The following is a 20,809-nucleotide window of genomic DNA, read 5'->3' as shown; positions in this document are numbered from 1 at the left end:
CCCGTACAGAAGGACGAACAGAACTCCCGCAAGATTCCCGGGATTTGCGGGGAAGACAGAATTCCAGCCAACCGGTCCGGGAGGGGAACCGGCGGGCCGGGGGACGTACTCGGCCACAGCCGGTAGGTGATCTCGCGTAATACCAGGACAACCCATGATCAACTTCCTTGAGCACGGCCGAAAATCGTCCGGACGTGCCTTCGAGTCGGCTGTGCGGCAGTAGTAGGCTCACGCCGTTTGTTGACGGTTGATCTGGGGGAGGCCATGCGCTTTCGCGGGAAGTCCATCCGCAGGAAGATCGTGGCGTTGCTGCTGGTGCCGCTCGTCTCCCTCACCGCCCTGTGGGGATTCACGACCTACATCACCGGCCGCGAGGCCAACGAACTGCTGAACGTCACGTACATCGTGGACAAGGTCGGCTCCCCGATGGAGGACACCGTCCAGGTCATCCAGGAGGAACGCCGCCAGACGCTCGTCTACCTGGCCGACCAGCGGGCCGCCGACGCGCTCGCCGCCCTCCAGGGCCGGCGCCGGGACACCGACCGCGCCGTGGCGAAGATTCGTTCCGCCGCCCGTGACTCCCAGGTCCGCGACGATCTGCGCCCGGCGGCCAAGGCGCGGCTGAAGACCGTTCTGGAGGAGTTCGACGGCATCGGCGACCTGCGCCGCCAGGTCGACCGGCGCAGCGTCAACCGCGCCCGGGCACTGGAGGCGTACAGCGGGGTCATCGACCCCTGCTACACCTTCCTCACCAATCTCCACGCCCTCGAGAACGTGGACATGGACAAGCAGGGCCGCGCGGTCGTCGGCCTCGCCCGCGCCCGCGAGATGCTGGCCCGCGAGGACGCGCTGGTCGCCTCCGCGCTGGTCGCCCCGCCCCAGTTCACCTGGAACGAACTGCGCGAGGTGGTCAACCTCGTGGCCAACCGCACGCTCCTGTACGAGATCAGCCTGGAGAACCTGCCCGGCGGCGAGCGCGAGATCTTCGAGCGCTTCTGGGCCGCCGCCGGCTCGGAGTCGCTGCGCGCCGCCGAGCAGAGCATCATCACCGTCGGGCCCACCAAGAACCCGCGCGTCGACCTGGCCCGCTGGCAGCAGACGGCCACCCCGCTCCTCGGCCGGCTCTCCCAGGCCGTCGCGGACGCCGACGACCGCTACCGCGACCGTGTCCACCCGGTCGCCTTCAACGTCCTCATCAAGGCCGGTGTCGCGGGTGTCCTGGGCTTCCTCGCGCTCGTCTTCTCCCTCTTCCTCTCCGTCCGCATCGGCCGCGAGCTGATCCGCGACCTCACCCGTCTGCGCAAGGAGGCGCACGAGGTGTCCGGCGTGCGCCTGCCGAGCGTCATGCGCCGCCTCGCCGCCGGCGAACACGTCGACGTGGAGACCGAGGCGCCGCGCCTGGACTTCGAGAAGGACGAGGTCGGCCAGGTCGGCCAGGCCCTCAACACCCTCCAGCGGGCCGCCGTCGAGGCCGCCGTCAAGCAGGCCGACATGCGGCGCGGAGTGGCCGAGGTCTTCGTCAACCTGGCCCGCCGCAACCAGGTCCTGCTCCACCGCCAGCTCACGCTCCTGGACACCATGGAGCGCCGCACCGAGGACACCGACGAGCTCGCCGACCTCTTCCGCCTCGACCACCTCACCACCCGTATGCGCCGCCACGCCGAGGGCCTGGTGATCCTCTCCGGAGCCGCGCCCTCCCGGCAGTGGCGCAAGCCCGTCCAGCTGATGGACGTGGTCCGGGCGGCCGTGGCGGAGGTCGAGGACTACGAGCGCATCGAGGTCCGCAGGCTGCCCCGACTCGGCGTCGGCGGCCCGGCCGTCGCCGACCTCACCCACCTGGTGGCCGAACTCCTGGAGAACGCCACGGTGTTCTCGCCCCCGCACACCGCCGTCCAGGTGCACGGCGAGCGGGTGGCCAACGGCTTCACGCTGGAGATCCACGACCGGGGCCTCGGCATGACGCCCGAGGCGCTCCTCGACGCCAATCTGCGCCTGGCCGAGACCCCCGAGTTCGAGCTCTCCGACACCGACCGGCTCGGCCTGTTCGTGGTCAGCCGGCTCGCCCAGCGGCAGAACGTCCGCGTCTCGCTCCAGCCCTCGCCGTACGGCGGCACCACCGCGGTCGTCTTCATCCCGGCCGCCCTGCTCACCGACGCGCCGGACACCAACGGCACCGGCTTCCGCCTCGACCGCAAGGCCGCGGCCCAGGGCGGGACGGGCGGGCGCCGCGAGCGGGACGCCGGCCCCCGCGCGCTCTCCCCGCTCCCGCTGGGCGTCCCCGACCGCGCCCTGCTCGACGGCCCGGTAGAACTGGAGGCTCCGGTGGACCCGTTGGAGCTGGACGCCCCGGGCGCCGACGGGCGCGACGCGGTACGCGACGGCTTCCTCGGCCCGGCCCGCGCGTTCCCGGGCGAGCGCCGCCAGCACCAGCAGACGGCCGACGAGGGCGGCGGGGCAGCGGACCACGCCTTCGGCCCCGTGCCGCTGCCCCGGCGCCGTCCGCCCGCGCCGACGCTGGTCAGCGACCACGGGCGGCGGGTCGACGACCAGCCCGGCCGCGACCACCCCTCCTCGGCGGCGGAACCCTTCCGTCCGGCCGGGTCGGGCGTGGAGCGGCGACGGGCCGACGCGCTGCGCGCCAGCGGGCTCGTCCCCGCCCCGGCGCCGGAGCCGCTGCGGCGGTCCGCCCCCGACTCCGGCCGCGAGAGCGCCGCCGCGGCCGCCGCGCAGGGGGCCCTGCCCCGCCGGGTCCGCCAGGCCAGCCTCGCCCCGCAGCTGAGGGAGAACTCCGCCCGCCCCGCGGAGCGCGGCGGGCCGGGCGGCCCGGGCGCTCGGCCCCAGCCCGAGCGCGACGCGGAGGAAGTGCGCGACCGTATGGCGTCGATGCAGCGCGGCTGGCAGCGCGGGCGTCGGCACACCGCGATGACCAGCGCAGAGACCACAGCCGACGGGCCCGACCAGGCCCTGGGCGACGTACGACGCAACACATCGGAGGGGGACGGTCGATGACCGCACCGAAGTCCGCAGCACACGACGTCATGGGGAAGGGCGCCGGGGAACTCGACTGGTTGCTGGAGGAGTTGGTCGACCGGGTGGGCTCCATCCGCAAGGCGCTCGTCCTGTCCAGTGACGGCCTGCCCACCGGCACGTCGAGGGATCTGACGCGGGAGGACGGCGAGCACCTGGCCGCCGTCGCCTCCGGCTTCCACAGCCTCGCCAAGGGCGTCGGCCGCCACTTCGACGTGGGCGGCGTCCGCCAGACCGTCGTGGAACTCGACGACGCCTTCCTGTTCGTGACGGCCGCCGGGGACGGCAGCTGTCTGGCCGTCCTCTCCGACGCCGAGGCCGACGTCGGTCAGGTGGCGTACGAGATGACCCTGATGGTCAAGCGGGTCGGGGCCCACCTCACCACGGCACCACGGACCGGCCTGCCCACCGCAGGGTGAGCGCGACGGTATGAGTGACGCAGACCAGCGGGCGCCGGCCGGCGGCCCGCAGCAGCCGGACCGGGCGCCGCGGCAGTCGCCGCCCCGGCAGCACCACTGGTTCGACGACGACGCGGGACCGGTGGTGCGGCCGTACGCGATGACCCGCGGCCGTACCAGCAGCGTCGGGCAGCACCGGCTCGACCTGATCGCGGTGGTGGTGCCCGAACCGGCCGCCGACGACCCGGGGCGGGACCACTCCCTCTCGCCCGAACACGTCGAGATCGTCGAACGCTGCGTCGGCACCCCGCAGTCCATCGCCGAACTCGCCGCCGGACTCGACCTTCCCGTCGGCGTGGTCCGCGTCCTGGTCGGCGATCTCGTCCAGGACCAGCTGGTGCACGTCTCCCGACCCGTTCCGCCGGCCGAGCTGCCGGACGAGTCCCTTCTCCGCGAGGTGATCAATGGCCTTCGGGCGCTCTAGCCGCAGGAAGCGGCACGTCGAACCGGTGACCTTGAAGATCCTGGTGGCGGGTGGCTTCGGCGTCGGCAAGACCACCCTGGTGGGCGCGGTCAGCGAGATCCGGCCGCTGCGCACCGAGGAGCGGCTCAGCGAGGCCGGGCGGCCGGTCGACGACATCGCGGGGGTGGAGACGAAGAGCACCACCACCGTCGCGATGGACTTCGGGCGCATCACGCTCCGCGAGGACCTGGTGCTCTACCTCTTCGGCACGCCCGGCCAGGACCGCTTCTGGTTCCTGTGGGACGAGCTGGCGCAGGGGGCGCTGGGCGCGGTGGTCCTCGCGGACACCCGCCGCCTGGAGGACTCCTTCGCGGCGATCGACTACTTCGAGCGCCGCGGGCTGCCCTTCACGGTGGCCGTCAACTGTTTCGACGAGGCCGCCCGCTACCCCGCCGACGCGGTGCGCACCGCCCTGGACCTCGACCCCGAGGTACCGCTGACGATGACGGACGCGCGCGACCGCGAGGCCGTCAAGGACGTCCTGGTCGCGGTCGTGGAGCACGCGATGGTCCTCTCCGAGCGCCGCCGCCGTACGGTCTCGATCTGACGCCCGTACGTCCCGCACGTCCCCTGCGCGAGGACACGGCCCGTACCCCCGCCGACCGGGGTACGGGCCGTGCGCCGTGCGGGAGCGGCGGCTCCCGGGTCCGGGGGCGGGGGCGGCCGGGGCGTGTCCTAGGCGCCGTCCTCCTCGTGCCAGCCCAGGCTGCGCTCCACGGCCTTGCGCCAGTTGCCGTACTCGCGCTCGCGCGCCCCGGCCTCCATCGCGGGCCGCCACTCCACGTCCTGCCGCCAGTGCGCCTTGAGCTCGTCGAGGCCCGCCCACACCCCGGTGGCGAGCCCCGCGGCGTAGGCGGCGCCCAGACAGGTCGTCTCGGAGACCTTCGGCCGGATCACCGGCACGCCGAGGACATCCGCCTGGTGCTGCATCAGGAGCCGGTTGACGGTCATGCCGCCGTCGACCTTGAGGGTGGTGATCCGCACCCCGGAGTCCTGGTACATCGCGTCCACCACCTCGCGCGTCTGCCAGCTGGTGGCCTCCAGGACCGCGCGGGCCAGATGCGCCTTGGTGACGTACCGGGTCAGCCCGGTGACGACGCCGCGCGCGTCCGGGCGCCAGTAGGGCGCGAAGAGGCCGGAGAAGGCGGGGACGATGTAGGCGCCGCCGTTGTCCTCCACGCTCGCGGCGAGCGTCTCGATCTCCGCGGCGGTGCGGATGAGGCCGAGCTGGTCGCGGAACCACTGGACGAGGGCGCCGGTGATGGCGATCGAGCCCTCCAGGCAGTAGACCGGCGCCTGGTCCCCGATCTTGTAGCCGACGGTGGTGATCAGGCCGTGCTTGGACGGCACGGGGTGGCTGCCGGTGTTGAGCAGCAGGAAACTCCCGGTCCCGTACGTGTTCTTGGCGGTGCCGGTGTCGTAGCAGGCCTGCCCGAAGACCGCCGCCTGCTGGTCGCCGAGCGCGGCGGCCACCGGTACCCCGGCCAGCCGGCCGACCGCCGTCCCGTACACCTCCGCCGAGGACCGGATCTGCGGCAGGATCGCTTCCGGTACGTTCATCGCGGCCAGGACCGCGGGGTCCCACTGGAGGGTTTCCAGGTTCATCAGCATGGTCCGCGAGGCGTTGGTGACGTCGGTGACGTGCACGCCACCGTCCGTGCCGCCGGTCAGGTTCCAGATCAGCCAGGAGTCGATCGTCCCGAACGCGATCTCGCCGCGCTCGGCACGCGCGCGCAGACCGGGGACGTCGTCGAGCAGCCAGGCCGCCTTGGGTCCGGAGAAGTAGCTGGCCAGCGGCAGTCCGGTGATGTCCCGGAAGCGGTCCTGGCCGTCCTCGGCACCGAGCCGGGAGCAGAGCGCGGAGGTGCGGGTGTCCTGCCAGACGATGGCGTTGTGCACCGGCTTGCCGGTCGCCCGGTCCCACAGCACCGTCGTCTCGCGCTGGTTGGTGATGCCCAGCGCGCTGAGCTCGTCGGCGCGCATCCCGGCCTTGGCGAGCGCTCCCGCGACCACCGCCTGCACCTTGGACCAGATCTCGGTGGCGTCGTGCTCGACCCAGCCGGGCCTGGGGAAGATCTGGCGGTGCTCGCGCTGGTCCACGGCGACGACGGCGCCGCTCCGGTCGAAGATGATGCAGCGGCTGGAGGTGGTGCCCTGGTCGATGGCTGCGACGAACTTCTCCGTCATGGCTACCCCTAGGTCTGAAGGCCGCGCGGGCCGGGATCGCGGGCCGGTCCGACCGGGGTGTGGGCCCCGGTCCTGCGTGCAGGGTGGCGCTGTGCGTGGCTGCGGGAACGGGGGCCCGCCCGCGAACGGGCGTGACGAGCGTGCCCGCCCGGCGGAACCGCCGCGTGGGGAAGCGGCGCGGCGACCGCGTACGGGGCACGCGGCCGGGAGCCGGGGAACGGCGACGCCGAGAGACAACGGGAAGTGTTCACCGGCCCTGATGGGGCGTCAAGGTCGGCGGCAGCACCGGCCGCCGGGGGTACGCGGCGGCCGGCGGCCCGCGCTCAGCGCACCACGATCACCGACGAGCCGTGGCCGAACAACCCCTGATTGGCGGTGATCCCGACCCGGGCCCCGTCGACCTGCCGCTCTCCCGCCGTACCGCGCAACTGCCGGGTGAGCTCGCAGACCTGGGCGATCGCCTGGGCGGGCACCGCCTCGCCAAAGGAGGCGAGACCCCCGCTCGCGTTGACCGGAAGGCGACCGCCGAGTGCCGTGACGCCTTCCCGCAGGAGCTGCGCGCCCTCACCGGCGCCGCACAGGGCCAGATCCTCGTACCACTCAAGCTCCAGAGCGGTCGAGAGGTCGTACACCTCCGCCAGCGACAGGTCCTCGGGCCCGATCCCCGCCTCCTCGTAGGCGGCCCGCGCGATGGAGGCGCGGAAGGTGTACGGCGAGGGCTCCACCCCGAGCGCGGAGTCGGTGGCGATGTCCGGGAGGTCCAGGACCGTGCGGGGGTAGGTGGGCGTGACCGTGGAGACGGCCCGTACGCGCACCGGGTCCGCCACGCCACGTCCGCGTGCGTAGTCCAGGCCGCACAGCACCAGGGCGGCGGCCCCGTCGGAGGTCGCGCAGATGTCGAGCAGCCGCAGCGGATCGCAGACCACGGCCGAGGCGGCGACCTCCTCGGCGGTCACCGCCTTGCGGTAGCGCGCGTAGGGGTTGAGCGCCCCGGCCGCCGCGTTCTTCACCTTCACGCGCGCGAAGTCCTCGACCGTGTCGCCGTACAGGGCCATGCGGCGGCGGGCGTAGAGCCCGAAGTAGGCCGGGTTGGTGGCGCCCAGCACCCGGAAGCGCAGCCAGTCCGGATCGTCGGGCCGGTCGCCGCCCGCGGGCGCGAAGAACCCCTTGGGCGCGGCGTCGGCCCCCACCACGAGGACGACCTCGGCCATCCCGGAGAGGATCTGCGCCCGGGCGGTGTCGATCGCCTGGGCCCCGGAGGCACAGGCCGCATACACGCTCGTCACGCGCGCGCCCTGCCACCCCAGCGCCCGCGCGAAGGCGGCCCCCGCCACATACCCGGGGTATCCGCCGCGCACGGTCTCGGCGCCCACCACCGACTGGACGCAGGACCAGTCCAGACCCGCGTCGGCGAGCGCGGCCCGGGCCGCGACCGTCCCGTACTCGACGAAACCGCGCCCCCACTTGCCCCAGGGGTGCATACCGGCGCCGAGGACCGCGATGTCGTGCGTGCCGCTCATGCGCCCGCCTCCACGGGCCGCCAGTGCCAGGTGGTCCAGACGGTCCCGGCGTCCTCGTGGAGCACGCCGGGCACCACCTCGACCTCCATCCCGACGGCGAGGCCGGCGGTGGTCACCCCCGGCGCTGCCTGCCCGAGGACGACCATCCGCTCGGCCGCCAGCTCCACGGCGACCAGGGTGTACGGCTGCCAGACGGCCTCGGGATCGCAGACGTAGGGCGCGGGCGGGCGGTAGCGGCCGTCGGTGTACGACCAGACGCGCCCGCGCCGGGAGAGCGGCACCTCGGTCAGCTCCCGGCCCGCGCAGGCCGGATTGCGGCAGAAAAAGTCCTCGCGGGGGAAGAACACACAGGCGCAGGCGGAGCACCGGGTGCCGAGCAGCCGGAACTCCTCATCCCGCGCCTGGGTGAACCAGCCCGCCACCACGGGCGTGCGCGTGCGCGTCAAAACCCCTCCACGGTTCACGGGTCCGTTTCTGACGGGACGTCAGAAGTGTGCCACGCGTGGCCGCGCTCCGGCAGGGGGTGTCGCTCAGCGGTGTCCGGCCACCGAGCGCCATGCCACGGGGAAGTCGAAGTAGGTGTCCGGGAACGGCTCCGGCTTGAACGTGTAGTGCCACCACTCCTCGGGGATGCCCACGAACCCGGCGTCCTTGAGGGTGCCCTTCAGGAGATCGCGGTTGGCGCGCTGGACGCCCTGGACGCGGGGGTCGTCGGTGTGGGACAGGGTGTCGAAGCAGTCGAATCCGGTGCCCATGTCCACGGAGTTGTCGGGGAACCGCTGGTCCTTCGGAGCGAAACACGGCACGAGCGGCTGCCCCGGGTGGTAGGGCGGCGTCGCACGCGCGGGCAGCCGGACGAGGGTGAGGTCCACCGAACTTCCCCGGCTGTGACCCGACTTGGCCGCAATGTAGCCGTCGTCGAACAGCCTCGACTTGTCGACAAGCGGATAGAACTCGGTCTTCATTCTCTGATCGTCGAGGTCCTTCGCCCAGTTCACGAAGGTGTCGACGGCCCGCTGCGGCCGGAAGCAGTCGTACACCTTCAGCGAGTAGCCCTGGCGGAGCAGCTTCAGCTGGGCGCGGTGGAGCGCCTGGGCCGCGTGGCGGGTCAGGATGCACACCGGCTGGCGGTAGCCGTCGATGGGCCGTCCCACGAAGTTGTGCGGCGTGATGTAGCGCATCTCCTGGATGATCGTCGGGTCCACGGTGGCCAGCGCCACGAACTCGGCGGGCGCCTTCGGTTCGGGTGTGGCGCGCGCGGTGGACGAGGTGGCGGTCACGGCGAGCAGGGCGGCGGCAGCGGCGACGAGGCCGCGCACGGTTGATCGAATCGTCATGGGCACACCTTTCAACACCCAACGGGGCGACCGATAGGCGGAGTTGGGGCAATGTGCCCCGATGGCCGAAGACCGTCGGTTACAGTCCCGCCGTGACCGGGACCCCGAAGACCGCTCAGCGGCCCGTGAAGGATTCGCACTGCGCCGCGTGCGGATCGCCCTACCCCTCGGCCTCGGCCGGCTGGCCGCGTCCCTGTGCCGCCTGCGGGACGATCACCTACCGCAACCCCCTGCCCGTCGCCGTGGCCCTCCTTCCGGTGACCGACGCGCGCGGTACGGGGCTGGTCGTCATCACCCGCGCCATCGAGCCCCACATCGGCCGCTTCGCGCTGCCCGGCGGGTTCGTCGACGACGGCGAACCGTGGCAGGAGGCGGTCGTCCGCGAGCTGTACGAGGAGACCGGGATCGAGGCGCCCGCCACCGACGTCCGCCTCGTGGACGCGCTCAGCTCCCCGCACCACCTGCTCCTGTTCGGACTGCTCCCGGCCCGTTCCGCGGCCGGACTCCCGCCGCCCGCCCCCACGGACGAGACCGCGGGCTGGCAGGTCCTGCACCGCCCGCGGGAGCTGGCGTTCCCGCTGCACACACAGGTGGTACGGGAGTGGTTCGCGGGGCGGTGAGGGTGCCCGGCCCCTCACTCCGCCCCACCCCGCACCCGCACCGGGTACCCCAGCTCCCGGGTCGCGCCCTCGCGCACCATCCGCTCCACCACCACCCGGCCGCCCGCCCTCCGCGTGGTGAACCGCTCCACCACGGCCGCCTCCCACCCGTCGCCCGCGTCCCGTACGACCAGGCCGCCGCCGGTGCGCCCGACCGCCGGGGCCCACACCTCCAGCTCGACCTCTCCGTCCGCGCCGCGCACCGGGATGACGGAACCGGCCCGGGCCAGCACCGGGATACGGGCCAGGGGCGCGTCCAGGAGCGCCTGGCAGGGGCCCTCGTGGGGCTCCTCGGTCGCGGTGTCGTACCAGAGGCCGCGCGGCAGCCGCACCGCCCGCCGGTCCGTGCCCTGCTCGAAGACGGGCGCCACCAGCAGCGCGTCACCGAGCAGGAACGCGTCCTCGCAGTCCCGCAGCGCCCGGTCGCCCGGCGCGCCCCACCACAGGGGCCGTGCGTAGGGCGCCCCGGTCAGCTGGGCAAGCCGGGCCAGCGTCATGAAGTACGGACGCAGCCGCTCCCGCTCGGCGAGCGCCGCGCGCGCGTGGCCGAGCACCTGTGGGCCGAACTCCCACGGCTCACGGCGCCCGGCCCAGAGCGCCGAGTGCGTACGGAAGAACGGCAGCCGGGCCGCCAGCTGGAGCCAGCGCAGATACAGCTCCGGCGAGGGGCTGCCGTTGAACCCGCCGACGTCCGGACCCGAGTACGGCACCCCGCACAGCCCGAGCCCCAGCACCAGGGCGAGCGAGGCCCGCAGCCCCGGCCAGCCGCTGCTGACGTCGCCCGACCAGGTGCCGCCGTAGCGCTGCATCCCGGCCCAGCCGGAACGGCTGAACAGGAACGGCCGCTCACCGGGACGCAGCCGGCGCAGCCCCTCGTAGCCGGCCCGGGCCATGGCCAGGCCGTACACGTTGTGGGCCTCGCGGTGGTCGCCGCCCCGGCCCTCCAGCGCGTGCCGCGCCGAGCGGGGCAGGGTCGGATCGCCGAAGGGCGCGAACGACGTCGGTTCGTTCATGTCGTGCCACACCCCGGCGAAGCCCTGGTCGAGCCGCTCCCGGTAGAGCCCGCCCCACCACTCGCGCGCGCGGGGATCGGTGAAGTCGGGGTAGACGCACTCACCCGGCCAGACCACGCCGCGCACCTCGGCGCCGCGCGCGTCCCGCACGAACGCGTCCGCCGCGAGGCCGCTCTCGTACACCGCGTTGCCGCGCCGCGCCTTCACCGCCGGGTCGACGATCGACACCAGCCGCACCCCGTCCTCGGCCAGATCCTCGGCGAGGCCGGGCAGATCCGGGAACCGCTCGCGGTCGACCGTGAACACCTGGTGCGCGTCGTAGTGGTCGATGTCCAGGTGGAGCGCGGACAGGGGCAGCCGGTGCTCCCGGTACCCGGCGACGACCCGGCGCACCTCGGCCTCGCTGCCGAAGCCCCAGCGCGCGTGCTGCGGGCCCAGTGCCCAGGACGGCGGCAGCGCGGGCGCGCCCGTCAGCGCCGTCCACCCCCGCAGCACGCGCGCGGGGGTGCCCACCACCACCCAGCAGCGCAGCGGGCCGCCCTCCATCCGCAGCTCGCTGTACCCCGCCCGGTCGTGACCGGAACCGGCGCCCTCCTCGCCCTCGCGCAGCAGGACCCGGCCGTCCCAGGTGTTGTCGTAGAACGCCAGATGGGTCCCGGCGTCCGCCACCACCAGCTGCACCGGCATCGTGATGTACAGCGGGTCGTCGCCCGGGGCGAAGCCGCCGCGCGGGTCGGTGTTCCACAGCCGGTACGTCCCGTCGCGCAGCCGGGGGCCCCGCGCGCGCCCGCCGAGCCCGAACACGCGCGCGTCGGCGGCGACTTCAGAGCGCTGCACCCAGCGCGCCGGGCCGCCCGCGGCCGGCTCCCACCAGCGCGGCGGCAGCTCACGGCGCAGCACCATGCCGCCGGGGGTGCGCACCTCCACGGCCCCGTGCCGCGACACGGTCACCATCACCCGCTCCGAGACCACCCGCCAGCCGCCGTCCGTGTCCGGCTCCAGGACGGCGCGCGCGTCCGGCTCGGGCGCGGGGCCCGCCAGCGCGTAGGACGGCTCGGGTCCGGCCCCGTCCCAGCCCCAGAACACGGCGCCGCCCGCCGCCACCCGCACCTCCAGGTCGGAGCGGGTGAACCGCACCACTCCGCCGCCCGGCCGGGGCTCGGCGTCCCGCACCTGACCGGGCACCCGGGCGCGCTCGGGGCCGCGCGCGGGCAGTCCCCACGTGTCCGCGCGGCGCCGGCGCAGGGCGGACCGGACCGCTCGCAGCCCCTGTACCGAGCCGAAGGCCTTCACCGCGCGCACCAGGTCATCGCCGTCCATGCGGCTCACCCTGCCATCCGGATCATGAGCCGTGGGCTCCGTTCAACTTCCGTTCACCCGTGGTGGCACCACACCGACAGGTGCCTGACTATGGGCGGCGCACCCTGGTGCGCAAGACGATCACATGGCATCGTCCCTGTGAGCCGCCGCATGCGCACACCCCTACGCGTGTGCGCGCGGCACACGCACACCACGCGTACCAGCCCGGGAGCCGACCCATGACCTCACCAGCGAACGCCGCGCCGCAGCCCGCGCCCCTGTGGCAACCGGGCCCCGACCGCATCGCCGGGGCGCGGATCACCGCGTTCCAGACCTGGGCCGCGGAGCGGTACGGCGCCCCCGCCCAGGGCGGCTACGAGGCGCTCCACCGCTGGTCCGTCACCGAACTCGACACCTTCTGGAAGGCCGTCGCCGACTGGTTCGACGTGCGCTTCTCCACCCCGTACGAGACGGTGCTCGCCGACCGGTCGATGCCGGGCGCCCAGTGGTTCCCCGGCGCCACCCTCAACTACGCCGAGCACGCGCTGCGCACCGCCGAGGACCCGGCCCGCGCCGAGGACGCCGCGCTGCTGCACGTCGACGAGGCCCATGAGCCCGTCGCCACCAGCTGGGCGGAGCTGCGCCGGCAGGTCGGCTCGCTCGCCGCCGAACTGCGCGCCCTCGGCGTACGCCCCGGGGACCGCGTCAGCGGCTATCTGCCGAACATCCCGCAGGCCGTCACCGCGCTCCTGGCCACCGCCGCCGTCGGCGCCGTGTGGACCTCCTGCGCCCCCGACTTCGGAGCGCGCAGCGTCCTCGACCGGTTCCAGCAGGTGGAACCCGTCGTCCTGTTCACCGTCGACGGCTACCGCTACGGCGGCAAGGAGCACGACCGGACCGATGTCGTCGCGGAGCTCCGCCGCGAACTGCCCACCCTGCGCGCCGTCGTCCACATCCCGCTGCTCGGCACCCCTGCCCCCCAAGGAACTCTGGACTGGTCTTCGCTCACTGAGAGTGACAACGAGCCGGTCTTCGAGCAAGTTCCCTTCGACCATCCGCTGTGGGTGCTCTACTCCTCCGGCACCACCGGACTGCCCAAGGCCATCGTCCAGTCCCAGGGCGGCATCCTCCTCGAACACTTCAAGCAGCTGGGCCTCCACTGCGACCTGGGCCCCGAGGACCGGTTCTTCTGGTACACCTCCACGGGCTGGATGATGTGGAACTTCCTCGTCTCTGGCCTGCTGACCGGCACCACGGTCGTCCTGTACGACGGCAGCCCCGGCTTCCCGGAGACCGGCGCCCAGTGGGGCGTCGCCGAGCGGACCGGCGCCACCCTCTTCGGCACCTCCGCCGCCTATGTGATGGCCTGCCGCAAGGCGGGCGTGCGGCCCTCCCGCGACCACGACCTCTCCCGGGTGAAGTGCGTCGCGACCACCGGCTCGCCGCTGCCGCCCGACGGCTTCCGCTGGCTCCACGACGAGGTCCGCGAGGACCTCTGGATCGCCTCGGTCAGCGGCGGCACCGACGTGTGCTCCTGCTTCGCGGGGGCCGTCCCGACACTCCCGGTGCACATCGGCGAGCTCCAGGCCCCCTGCCTGGGCACCGACCTCCAGGCGTGGGACCCGCAGGGCAAGCCGGTAGTGGGCGAGGTGGGGGAGCTGGTGGTGGTGAACCCGATGCCCTCCATGCCGATCCGCTTCTGGAACGACCCGGACGGCAGCCGCTACCGCGACAGCTACTTCGAGATGTTCCCCGGCGTCTGGCGCCACGGCGACTGGATCACCCTCACCGGCCACGGCTCGGTGGTCATCCACGGCCGCTCCGACTCCACCCTGAACCGCCAGGGCGTCCGCATGGGTTCAGCCGACATCTACGAAGTCGTCGAACGCCTCCCGGAGATCCGCGAATCCCTGGTCATCGGCCTGGAGGAGGCGGACGGCGGCTACTGGATGCCGCTCTTCGTCCACCTCGCCGAGGGAGCCGTCCTGGACGACGACCTCCGTACGAAGGTCAAGCAGGCGATCCGCGAACAGCTCTCGCCGCGCCATGTGCCGGACGAGATCATCCAAGCGCCGGGCGTGCCGCACACCCTGACGGGCAAGCGCATCGAGGTGCCGGTCAAGCGCCTGCTCCAGGGCACCCCGCTGGAGAAGGCGGTCAACCCTGGCTCGGTCGACAACCTGGAGCTGCTGCGCTTCTACGAGGCGGTGGCCCGCAAGCGCGCCTGACGGGAGCGCGCCCCGGCCCCGCGCACGCGGGGCCGGGGCCGCCGCCCGTCACCTCCGCGCCCCTCAGCTTCCCGCCGTCACCCTCCGTATGTGGCCTCCGACTCGCCCAGCACCTCGGCGAAGTCCTCGGCCAGCCGGGCCGCCTCCGCCGGTTCCAGGGCCGCCGAGGTGATCCGTACACCGGGCCCCGAAGCGATCCGGAACCGCGCCCCGGCGGCCACCCACCACCCGCGCGAGCGCAGCCCGTTCACCACCGCGGACTCGTCCCGCACCGGTACCCACAGGTTCATCCCGCTCGCCCCGTGCGAGGGGATCCCGCGCCGCTCCAGCTCGCTCGCCAGGGCGCGCCGCCGCTCCTCGTACGCGTCACGCGCGCGATGGACGAGCTCCTCCGCCATCCGGTCGGTGAGCAGCCCCAGCACCGTGCCCTGGAGCAGATGGCTGACCCAGCCGGAGGTCAGCAGCAGCCGCCCGTCGTGCCGCGCCAGCGTCGCGGGATCACAGGCGGCGGCGGCCCACCGCAGGTCCGTGCCCAGGTACTTCGTCACCGTCCGCACATGCGCCCAGCGGGCCAGGTGGCCGCCCTCGGTCAGGGTGTGCAGCGGCGCCCCCGCGATCTCCGCAGCGTGGTCGTTCTCGATCACCAGCACCTCCGGCGCCCCGCGCAGCACCCGCACCAGCTCGTCCCGGCGCCGCCGCGAGAAGCAGCCGCCGTACGGGTTCTGTGCGCGCGGGCTGCACACCACGGCCCGCGCCCCGGCCCGCAGCGCCTCGCGCAGCGGCTCCGGCCGCATCCCCTCGTCGTCGACGGCGACCGGGACCGTACGCAGCCCCATCACCTGCACCAGGTCGAGCAGATGGTGGTAGCCGGGGTCCTCCATGGCCACTACGTCACCGGGCCGCAGTTCGGTGGTGAGCAGGCGGGCGACGCAGTCCAGGGCGCCATGGGCGAAGGTCACCGATCCGACCGGCACGCCGTCGGCGCCGAGCCACTGCTGGACACGCTCTTCGAGCAGCGGCAGCCGGGGCGTCGAGCGGTGCGACCGCGCACCCGCCGTCATCCGCACCGGCGCGGGCAGTTCGGGCAGGAAGGCGGGGTCGGGGTGGCCGCCCGCGAGGTCCCGCAGTCCCTCGGGCACCTTCGGGGGGCGGCGCGAGGCGACCGAGGGCGCGGCGGCCACCACGGTCCCGCCCCGCCCGTGCGTGACCACGACACCGCGCCCGCGCAGGTCCTTGTAGGCCGTCGCCACCGTGCCGGGACTGACGCCCAGCTCCTCCGCGAGCCGGCGGACCGGAGGAAGCGTGTCCCCGGGCGCCAGGGCGCCCTCGGCGACGGCCCGTTCGACGGAAGCGGCAATTCCCTTGGCCGACGTGCCACTGATCGCATATTGTTCTGCCACGTACTGAACTATGTACCAATACATAATTCACGTCAAGGGGGAGCAGTGACACTGCGCAGCCGACGAGCCGCACTGTGGGAACGAGTCCCAGGAGGCCGCGACGGCCGACTGATGCTCTGGGTCGCCTTCGTCGACCGCACCGGAAGCGGCCTGTGGGCCGCCGTCTCCGTCCTCTACTTCACCTACGTGGCCGGACTCTCCGTCGCCCAGGTCGGCACTCTGGTCGCCCTCGCCGGCGCCGTGGGCATCGCGGGCGCGCCCCTGGGGGGCCGCATCGCCGACCGGCTGCCCCTCACCCGCGTGCTCATCGTCTTCCAGATCCTGCGCGCGCTCGCCTCGGCCGCACTGCTCACCACCGACAGTTACGTCCTTCTGCTGGTGTACTCGGCCGTCGGCAGCTTCGGCGACCGCGCGGCCAACGTGCTCACCAAGCTGTACGCGGCCCGCGTCGCCGGTCCCGACCGTGTGCGCTACCAGGCCGTCAGCCGCACCCTCGCCAACGCGGGATGGGCCGTCGGGGGCCTCGCCGCGGCGGCCGCCCTCGCCCTCGCCACCACGGCCGCCTACCAATGGCTCCTCGCCGGTGACGCCCTCTCCTTCCTCGGCGCCGCCCTGGTCACCGCCCGCTGCGCCGAACCGCCCTCGCCCTCGCGCACGGTCGCCACCTCCAAGGAGCCCGCCCCCGCCCAGCGCGCGGGCAACCCCTGGAAGGACCGCCTCTACCTCGCCTACGTGGCCACCGAAGCGGTCCTCTTCATGGACGACGCCGTCTTCAAGGTCGGCATCCCCCTCTGGGCCGTCTCCGCCACCGACGCACCCCACGGCCTCGTACCGCTCCTGATGGTGCTCAACAACGTGATGGTGGTGGGCCTCCAGGTTCCCCTGGCACGCTTCGGCGCCACCACCCGGGCGGCGCACCGCCTGCTGCTCCCGCTCGCCGCGGTCTTCGCCGCCGCGGGCGTGGCCATGGCCGCGTCGGCGGTCCACGGCGCCGTGGTGGCCAGCATCTTCCTCACCGTCTCGGCCGCGGCGTTCACCCTGGCCGAGATGGTCCACGCCACCGTCTCGTGGGAGCTCTCCCTCGCACTGGCCCCCGGCCAGGCCCAGGGCGCCTACCTCGGCGTGCACGGACTCGCCCAGTCCGCACAGCGCAGCGCGGGACCGCTCGCCGTCACCGCGGCCATCGCCACCGGCCCCGTCGGCTGGACCGCCTTCGGCGCCGCCATCGCCCTGACCTGCTGCGTTCAACACCGGCTCGTACGGGACCGGCTGCCGCGACCGGCGTTGTCAGTGCCCCCGGTTACGGTGAGTGAGCACTGATCGACAGCGCTCAGGGGGAAAACATGGCGCACATCCGCAACTCCAGGAAATCCGCCGGCACCACGGCCGGCGCCCGCTCACCCCGCGGCACCCGCCCCGGCCACAAGGCCCGGGCCGTGCGGCGCACCCTGCGCAGGGAGATGCCCAGCACGGTGGGCCTGCTGGCCGACGCCTACGACTTCGAGGCGATGACGCGGTACCGGACCTTCGCCTTCGACGACCACATGACCTACCTCCGCCAGGTCGAGGGCCTGCTCCGGTCCTCCGCGGCCCAGGGCCTGCACACCACGGTCGCCCTCTTCGACCCCGAGGAGTTCACCGAGTTCTGCACGGCCACCGGCATCGACCCCGACACCCCCGACAGCCGCACCCGCTTCACCGCCGAGATCGCGGCCACGGGAACGCGCGTCCCCTACAGGGGGCAGCCCATCGACAGCCTGGTGCCCGAGCTCATCAACAAGGCGGTCCGCCAGGCGACCTGGGAGTACGCGACGCTGCTCCTGGCCGATCTGGGGGAGTGTGCCCACTGCGGCCAGGACATCGGCCGCTCGGCCTTCGAACGCGCCTCCACGATCCTCACCCGCCTGATCGAGGCGGCCGGACCGGGCCTGCACCACATGGTGTGCAGCGTCCAGGCCCAGCAGGAGCAGCTCATCGCCGTGCTCCACGCCGAAGGCCGCGGCGGCGAGCCGGCCGCGCTCGACGAGACGGACGTCGCCGAGTTCGTCACCGTCCTCGCCGCGGGGATCGCCCAGCACAGTCCGGGCGGCCTGGTGCTGCGGACCACGGCGGCGGACGCACCCGACCGCGTCCACGGCTGGCGCCTGCACGAGGGCGCTCTGCACCCGCTCACCGCCGCCGAGGTCTTCAGCGCGTACTGCACGGACGCCGACACCGGAGACCCGGTGGCACCCGAACCAGGAGTGGACTACCGGGCGGGCTTCGCGTTCGACCAGCCCACCACCGACCACTGAGGACAGACCACTGAGGACCGGGGACCGAAACCCGGGAGGAGGGGGAAGGGAAACGGAAGAGGGGCTTCCCGTCGCACCACCGACGGGAAGCCCCTCCACTCACACACATCCGGCCGCCACGCCCCGAGGCGACGGCAGACCCGGCCGGGTCACTCCCCGGACAACACCGCCCGCGCGGCCGTCCGGGCCTCCTCGGCCGAGTCCGCGGCACGCGCCGCGGCCGCCGCGCGCTCGCACTGGGCGAGCGTGTACTTCGCCAGCGTCGCGCGCACATAGGCAATGGACGCGGCACCCATCGACAGGCTGGTCACACCCAGACCGGTCAGCACACAAGCGAGCAGCGGATCGGAGGCGGCCTCACCACAGACACCACAGCTCTTGCCCTCGGCACGGGCCGCCTCGGCGGACAGCGCGACCAGGTCGAGCAGCGCCGGCTGCCACGGGTCCTGGAGCCGCGACACCGCACCGACCTGCCGGTCGGCCGCGAACGTGTACTGGGCCAGGTCGTTGGTGCCCAGCGACAGGAACTCGACCTCCTGGAGGATCGAGCGCGCACGGAGCGCGGCGGAGGGGATCTCCACCATGGCGCCGAACTTCGCCCGCAGCCCGGCCTCCCGGCACGCGTCCGCGAACGCCTTGGCGTCCGTACGGTCCGCGACCATCGGCGCCATGACCTCCAGATAGACCGGAAGCCCCTCGGCGGCCCTGGCCAGCGCCGTCAGCTGCGTCCGCAGCACGTCGGGGTGGTCCAGCAGCGAGCGCAGACCCCGTACACCGAGCGCCGGGTTCGGCTCGTCGGCGGGCGTCAGGAAGTCGAGCGGCTTGTCGGCGCCGGCGTCCAGCACCCGCACGACCACCCGGCCCTCGGGAAACGCCTCCAGCACCTTGCGGTACGCCTCGACCTGCTTCTCCTCCGACGGTGCCTTCGCGGAGTCGTCGAGGAAGAGGAACTCGGTACGGAACAGACCGACGCCCTCGGCACCCGCTTCCACGGCCGCCGGAACGTCGGCGGGACCACCGATATTGGCGAGCAGCGGCACCTTGTGCCCGTCCGAGGTGGCCCCCGGACCGGAGGACGCGGCCAGCGCCGCCCGGCGCTCGGCGGCGGCGCGCTCCAGCTCGGCGCGCTTGTCCTCGCTCGGGTCGACGAAGATCTCACCGGTGCTGCCGTCGACCGCCACCAGCGTGCCCTCGGCCAGCTCACCGGCGCCCGGCAGTGCCACGATCGCCGGGACGCCCAGTGCCCGCGCCAGAATCGCGCTGTGGCTGGTCGGCCCGCCCTCCTCGGTCACGAAGCCGAGCACCAGCGCGGGGTCGAGCAGCGCGGTGTCGGCGGGAGCGAGGTCGCGCGCGATCAGTACGTACGGCTCGTCGCTGTCCGGGACGCCGGGCATCGGGACGCCCAGGAGGCGGGCCACGATGCGGTTGCGCACGTCGTCGAGGTCCGCCACCCGCCCGGCCATGTACTCACCCGCGCCCGCGAGGAGCTCGCGGTAGTGCGAGAACGCGTCGTACACCGCGCGCTCGGCGGTGCTGCCGACGGCGATGCGACGGTCGACGTCGGCGATCAGCTCGGGGTCCTGGGCGATCAGGGCCTGGGCCTCCAGCACGGCCTGCGCCTCACCGCCCGCCAGGTTGCCGCGTGCGTTCAGGTCGGCCGCCACGGCCTCCACGGCCTTGCGGGCGCGCCCCTGCTCGCGCTCCGCCTCCTCCGCGGGAATCTGCTTGGCCGGCGGCTCCAGGACCGCAGTACCCATGTGCCGGACCTGGCCGATCGCCACACCGTGGCTCACGCCGACGCCTCGCAGCGTTGTCTCCATTTCACCGTCTCCGATTGGTGCGGCGGTCTCCGCCGCCGCGGTGGATGTCCGACCCGCCGTCTCCACGACGGCGGCGTCACGACTACTGGCCGAACTACTTCCAGGTGAACAGGGCGTCGCCGGCCTTCACTTCACCGCTGTCGACCAGCTCGGAGAGGGAGTCGGCCGTGGCCTCCAGAGCGACGATCGGGCACACCGGCGACTTCCCGGCCTCCTCCACGGCGGCGGGGTTCCAGCGCACGACGGCCTGGCCGCGCGTCACGGTGTCGCCCTTGTTCACCAGCAGCTCGAAGCCCTCCCCGTTGAGCTGGACGGTGTCGATACCGAGGTGCGTCAGCACACCGTGACCCTCGTCGTCCACGACGACGAAAGCGTGCGGGTGCAGGGAGACGATGACACCGTCGACGGGGGAAACCGCCTCCGAGGGCTCGCGCACGGGGTCGATGGCGGTGCCGGGGCCCACCATTGCGCCGGAGAACACCGGATCGGGCACTGCCGCGAGTCCGATGGCACGCCCGGCGAGCGGGGACGTCACGGTGGTCATGGATGGCCTCCCAGGGGTGGGGCTTCTTCGCGTCACCGCCACTACCTGCTGGGTGACGGCATACTTTTCAGAAGGGTAAGTCATAAGAAGTCCGGGTTCGCCTGGTATGACTCCGGGCCGGGCTTCCCCGACGGAGACTACTGGACTAGACCGGTGCGGTAGTGGACTAGACCATAGACCCCTGAGGGGCTCGGGGCCGATTTGCCCCGGCCGCGCCGGGGCCTGTACTGTCCTAAGTCCCGCCTGACCGCCATGTGTGAACTTCACGTGCGTGCGTCGGGGCGGGCAGGCTCCTTCACTTGCTGATCTTGATCCGCACTACGCTCTGCTGCGTCGGTAGGTCCGTACGTCGCAAAACGGGGTGGCCGGAGAGACGGAAAAGCACTGATAGAGTCGGAACCGCCGGAAAGGGAAAGCGCGAAAGCGAATACCTGGAAAGCGCCGAGGAAATCGGATCGGAAAACGGTCTGATAGAGTCGGAAACGAAGGAAGCGCCCGGAGGGCCCGGAAACGGGAACGAAGGAAGCGTCCGTACCTTGAGAACTCAACAGCGTGCCAAA

17 protein-coding genes are annotated in these 20,809 nt (G+C 73.1%); 8 read left to right on the top strand and 9 right to left on the bottom strand.

Annotated elements, in window-relative coordinates; genetic code table 11:
• The first annotated feature begins 264 nt into the window (after nucleotides 1-264).
• Genes ACZ4MU_RS34515 through ACZ4MU_RS34500 form a run of 4 tightly spaced genes read left to right on the top strand, consistent with a single transcriptional unit; the run spans nucleotide 265 to nucleotide 4,495 of the window.
• Nucleotides 265-3,009 carry a sensor histidine kinase gene (locus ACZ4MU_RS34515; RefSeq protein ID WP_467883498.1) on the top strand — a complete coding sequence of 915 codons (2,745 nt, stop codon included), beginning with the start codon at nucleotides 265-267 and terminating at the stop codon, nucleotides 3,007-3,009.
• Entirely contained in the window at nucleotides 3,006-3,446 is a 441-nt protein-coding gene (locus ACZ4MU_RS34510; RefSeq protein ID WP_467883489.1) for a roadblock/LC7 domain-containing protein, read from the top strand. The genes ACZ4MU_RS34515 and ACZ4MU_RS34510 overlap by 4 nt, the downstream gene beginning before the upstream one ends.
• A 10-nt stretch (nucleotides 3,447-3,456) precedes the next feature.
• Entirely contained in the window at nucleotides 3,457-3,909 is a 453-nt protein-coding gene (locus tag ACZ4MU_RS34505) for a DUF742 domain-containing protein (protein WP_467883488.1), read from the top strand.
• The gene (locus tag ACZ4MU_RS34500; RefSeq protein ID WP_467883487.1) at nucleotides 3,890-4,495 is read left to right on the top strand and encodes a GTP-binding protein; all 606 of its coding nucleotides are present in this window, start codon (nucleotides 3,890-3,892) and stop codon (nucleotides 4,493-4,495) included. The genes ACZ4MU_RS34505 and ACZ4MU_RS34500 overlap by 20 nt, the downstream gene beginning before the upstream one ends.
• Before the next feature lie 128 nt (nucleotides 4,496-4,623).
• Here ACZ4MU_RS34500 and glpK read toward each other — a convergent pair whose 3' ends face one another.
• The 4 genes from glpK to ACZ4MU_RS34480 all read right to left on the bottom strand — a co-directional run bounded on the left by glpK (nucleotide 4,624) and on the right by ACZ4MU_RS34480 (nucleotide 8,992).
• Nucleotides 4,624-6,135 carry a glycerol kinase GlpK gene (gene glpK, locus ACZ4MU_RS34495; RefSeq protein ID WP_467883486.1) on the bottom strand — a complete coding sequence of 504 codons (1,512 nt, stop codon included), beginning with the start codon at nucleotides 6,133-6,135 and terminating at the stop codon, nucleotides 4,624-4,626.
• A gap of 323 nt (nucleotides 6,136-6,458) precedes the next feature.
• Nucleotides 6,459-7,655 carry a lipid-transfer protein gene (locus ACZ4MU_RS34490; RefSeq protein ID WP_467883485.1) on the bottom strand — a complete coding sequence of 399 codons (1,197 nt, stop codon included), beginning with the start codon at nucleotides 7,653-7,655 and terminating at the stop codon, nucleotides 6,459-6,461.
• Nucleotides 7,652-8,080: a Zn-ribbon domain-containing OB-fold protein gene (locus tag ACZ4MU_RS34485; protein ID WP_467883497.1), complete on the bottom strand. Its 429-nt coding sequence runs from the start codon at nucleotides 8,078-8,080 to the stop codon at nucleotides 7,652-7,654. Before ACZ4MU_RS34485 ends, ACZ4MU_RS34490 begins: the two co-directional genes overlap by 4 nt.
• 105 nt (nucleotides 8,081-8,185) lie before the next feature.
• A complete protein-coding gene (locus tag ACZ4MU_RS34480; RefSeq protein ID WP_467883484.1) occupies nucleotides 8,186-8,992 on the bottom strand; it encodes a M15 family metallopeptidase in 807 nt (268 codons plus the stop codon).
• A 92-nt stretch (nucleotides 8,993-9,084) separates the two neighbouring features.
• Between ACZ4MU_RS34480 and ACZ4MU_RS34475 the strand changes: the two genes are divergently transcribed.
• Entirely contained in the window at nucleotides 9,085-9,612 is a 528-nt protein-coding gene (locus ACZ4MU_RS34475) for an NUDIX domain-containing protein (RefSeq protein WP_467883483.1), read from the top strand.
• 14 nt (nucleotides 9,613-9,626) lie between these two features.
• Here ACZ4MU_RS34475 and ACZ4MU_RS34470 read toward each other — a convergent pair whose 3' ends face one another.
• Complete coding sequence (locus tag ACZ4MU_RS34470) at nucleotides 9,627-11,984, bottom strand: glycoside hydrolase family 31 protein (RefSeq protein WP_467883482.1); 2,358 nt, start codon at nucleotides 11,982-11,984, stop codon at nucleotides 9,627-9,629.
• Between the two features lie 218 nt (nucleotides 11,985-12,202).
• Between ACZ4MU_RS34470 and ACZ4MU_RS34465 the strand changes: the two genes are divergently transcribed.
• On the top strand, nucleotides 12,203-14,191 hold the full coding sequence (locus tag ACZ4MU_RS34465) for an acetoacetate--CoA ligase (RefSeq protein ID WP_467883481.1): 1,989 nt from the start codon (nucleotides 12,203-12,205) through the stop codon (nucleotides 14,189-14,191).
• A 77-nt stretch (nucleotides 14,192-14,268) separates the two neighbouring features.
• On the opposite strand, the gene ACZ4MU_RS34460 is transcribed toward ACZ4MU_RS34465, so the two are convergent.
• Complete coding sequence (locus tag ACZ4MU_RS34460; protein WP_467883480.1) at nucleotides 14,269-15,591, bottom strand: aminotransferase class I/II-fold pyridoxal phosphate-dependent enzyme; 1,323 nt, start codon at nucleotides 15,589-15,591, stop codon at nucleotides 14,269-14,271.
• Nucleotides 15,592-15,636: 45 nt separating this feature from the next.
• Between ACZ4MU_RS34460 and ACZ4MU_RS34455 the strand changes: the two genes are divergently transcribed.
• Both ACZ4MU_RS34455 and ACZ4MU_RS34450 read left to right on the top strand, forming a co-directional pair.
• Nucleotides 15,637-16,911 carry an MFS transporter gene (locus ACZ4MU_RS34455; protein ID WP_467883479.1) on the top strand — a complete coding sequence of 425 codons (1,275 nt, stop codon included), beginning with the start codon at nucleotides 15,637-15,639 and terminating at the stop codon, nucleotides 16,909-16,911.
• 23 nt (nucleotides 16,912-16,934) lie between these two features.
• Nucleotides 16,935-17,885: a hypothetical protein gene (locus ACZ4MU_RS34450; protein ID WP_467883478.1), complete on the top strand. Its 951-nt coding sequence runs from the start codon at nucleotides 16,935-16,937 to the stop codon at nucleotides 17,883-17,885.
• A gap of 149 nt (nucleotides 17,886-18,034) precedes the next feature.
• Here ACZ4MU_RS34450 and ptsP read toward each other — a convergent pair whose 3' ends face one another.
• From ptsP to ACZ4MU_RS34435, 3 genes are all read right to left on the bottom strand, one after another.
• On the bottom strand, nucleotides 18,035-19,705 hold the full coding sequence (gene ptsP, locus ACZ4MU_RS34445; protein WP_467883477.1) for a phosphoenolpyruvate--protein phosphotransferase: 1,671 nt from the start codon (nucleotides 19,703-19,705) through the stop codon (nucleotides 18,035-18,037).
• Nucleotides 19,706-19,799: 94 nt separating this feature from the next.
• A complete protein-coding gene (locus ACZ4MU_RS34440; protein WP_467883476.1) occupies nucleotides 19,800-20,249 on the bottom strand; it encodes a PTS sugar transporter subunit IIA in 450 nt (149 codons plus the stop codon).
• A 263-nt stretch (nucleotides 20,250-20,512) separates the two neighbouring features.
• The coding region (locus ACZ4MU_RS34435) for a hypothetical protein (protein ID WP_467883475.1) at nucleotides 20,513-20,809 on the bottom strand (297 nt) is incomplete at its 5' end.

The organism is Streptomyces sp. NPDC026377, assembly GCF_055567715.1.
Note: the sequence above shows the minus strand (reverse complement) of the source record. Positions and strands in the feature narration are given on the sequence as shown.

Coding starts and splice junctions, on each gene's coding strand:
- ACZ4MU_RS34515 (WP_467883498.1), top strand. CDS start 265: ATGCGCTTTCGCGGGAAGTCCATCCGCAGGAAGATCGTGGCGTTGCTG.
- ACZ4MU_RS34510 (WP_467883489.1), top strand. CDS start 3,006: ATGACCGCACCGAAGTCCGCAGCACACGACGTCATGGGGAAGGGCGCC.
- ACZ4MU_RS34505 (WP_467883488.1), top strand. CDS start 3,457: ATGAGTGACGCAGACCAGCGGGCGCCGGCCGGCGGCCCGCAGCAGCCG.
- ACZ4MU_RS34500 (WP_467883487.1), top strand. CDS start 3,890: ATGGCCTTCGGGCGCTCTAGCCGCAGGAAGCGGCACGTCGAACCGGTG.
- glpK (WP_467883486.1), bottom strand. CDS start 6,135: ATGACGGAGAAGTTCGTCGCAGCCATCGACCAGGGCACCACCTCCAGC.
- ACZ4MU_RS34490 (WP_467883485.1), bottom strand. CDS start 7,655: ATGAGCGGCACGCACGACATCGCGGTCCTCGGCGCCGGTATGCACCCC.
- ACZ4MU_RS34480 (WP_467883484.1), bottom strand. CDS start 8,992: ATGACGATTCGATCAACCGTGCGCGGCCTCGTCGCCGCTGCCGCCGCC.
- ACZ4MU_RS34470 (WP_467883482.1), bottom strand. CDS start 11,984: ATGGACGGCGATGACCTGGTGCGCGCGGTGAAGGCCTTCGGCTCGGTA.
- ACZ4MU_RS34465 (WP_467883481.1), top strand. CDS start 12,203: ATGACCTCACCAGCGAACGCCGCGCCGCAGCCCGCGCCCCTGTGGCAA.
- ACZ4MU_RS34450 (WP_467883478.1), top strand. CDS start 16,935: ATGGCGCACATCCGCAACTCCAGGAAATCCGCCGGCACCACGGCCGGC.
- ptsP (WP_467883477.1), bottom strand. CDS start 19,705: ATGGAGACAACGCTGCGAGGCGTCGGCGTGAGCCACGGTGTGGCGATC.
- ACZ4MU_RS34440 (WP_467883476.1), bottom strand. CDS start 20,249: ATGACCACCGTGACGTCCCCGCTCGCCGGGCGTGCCATCGGACTCGCG.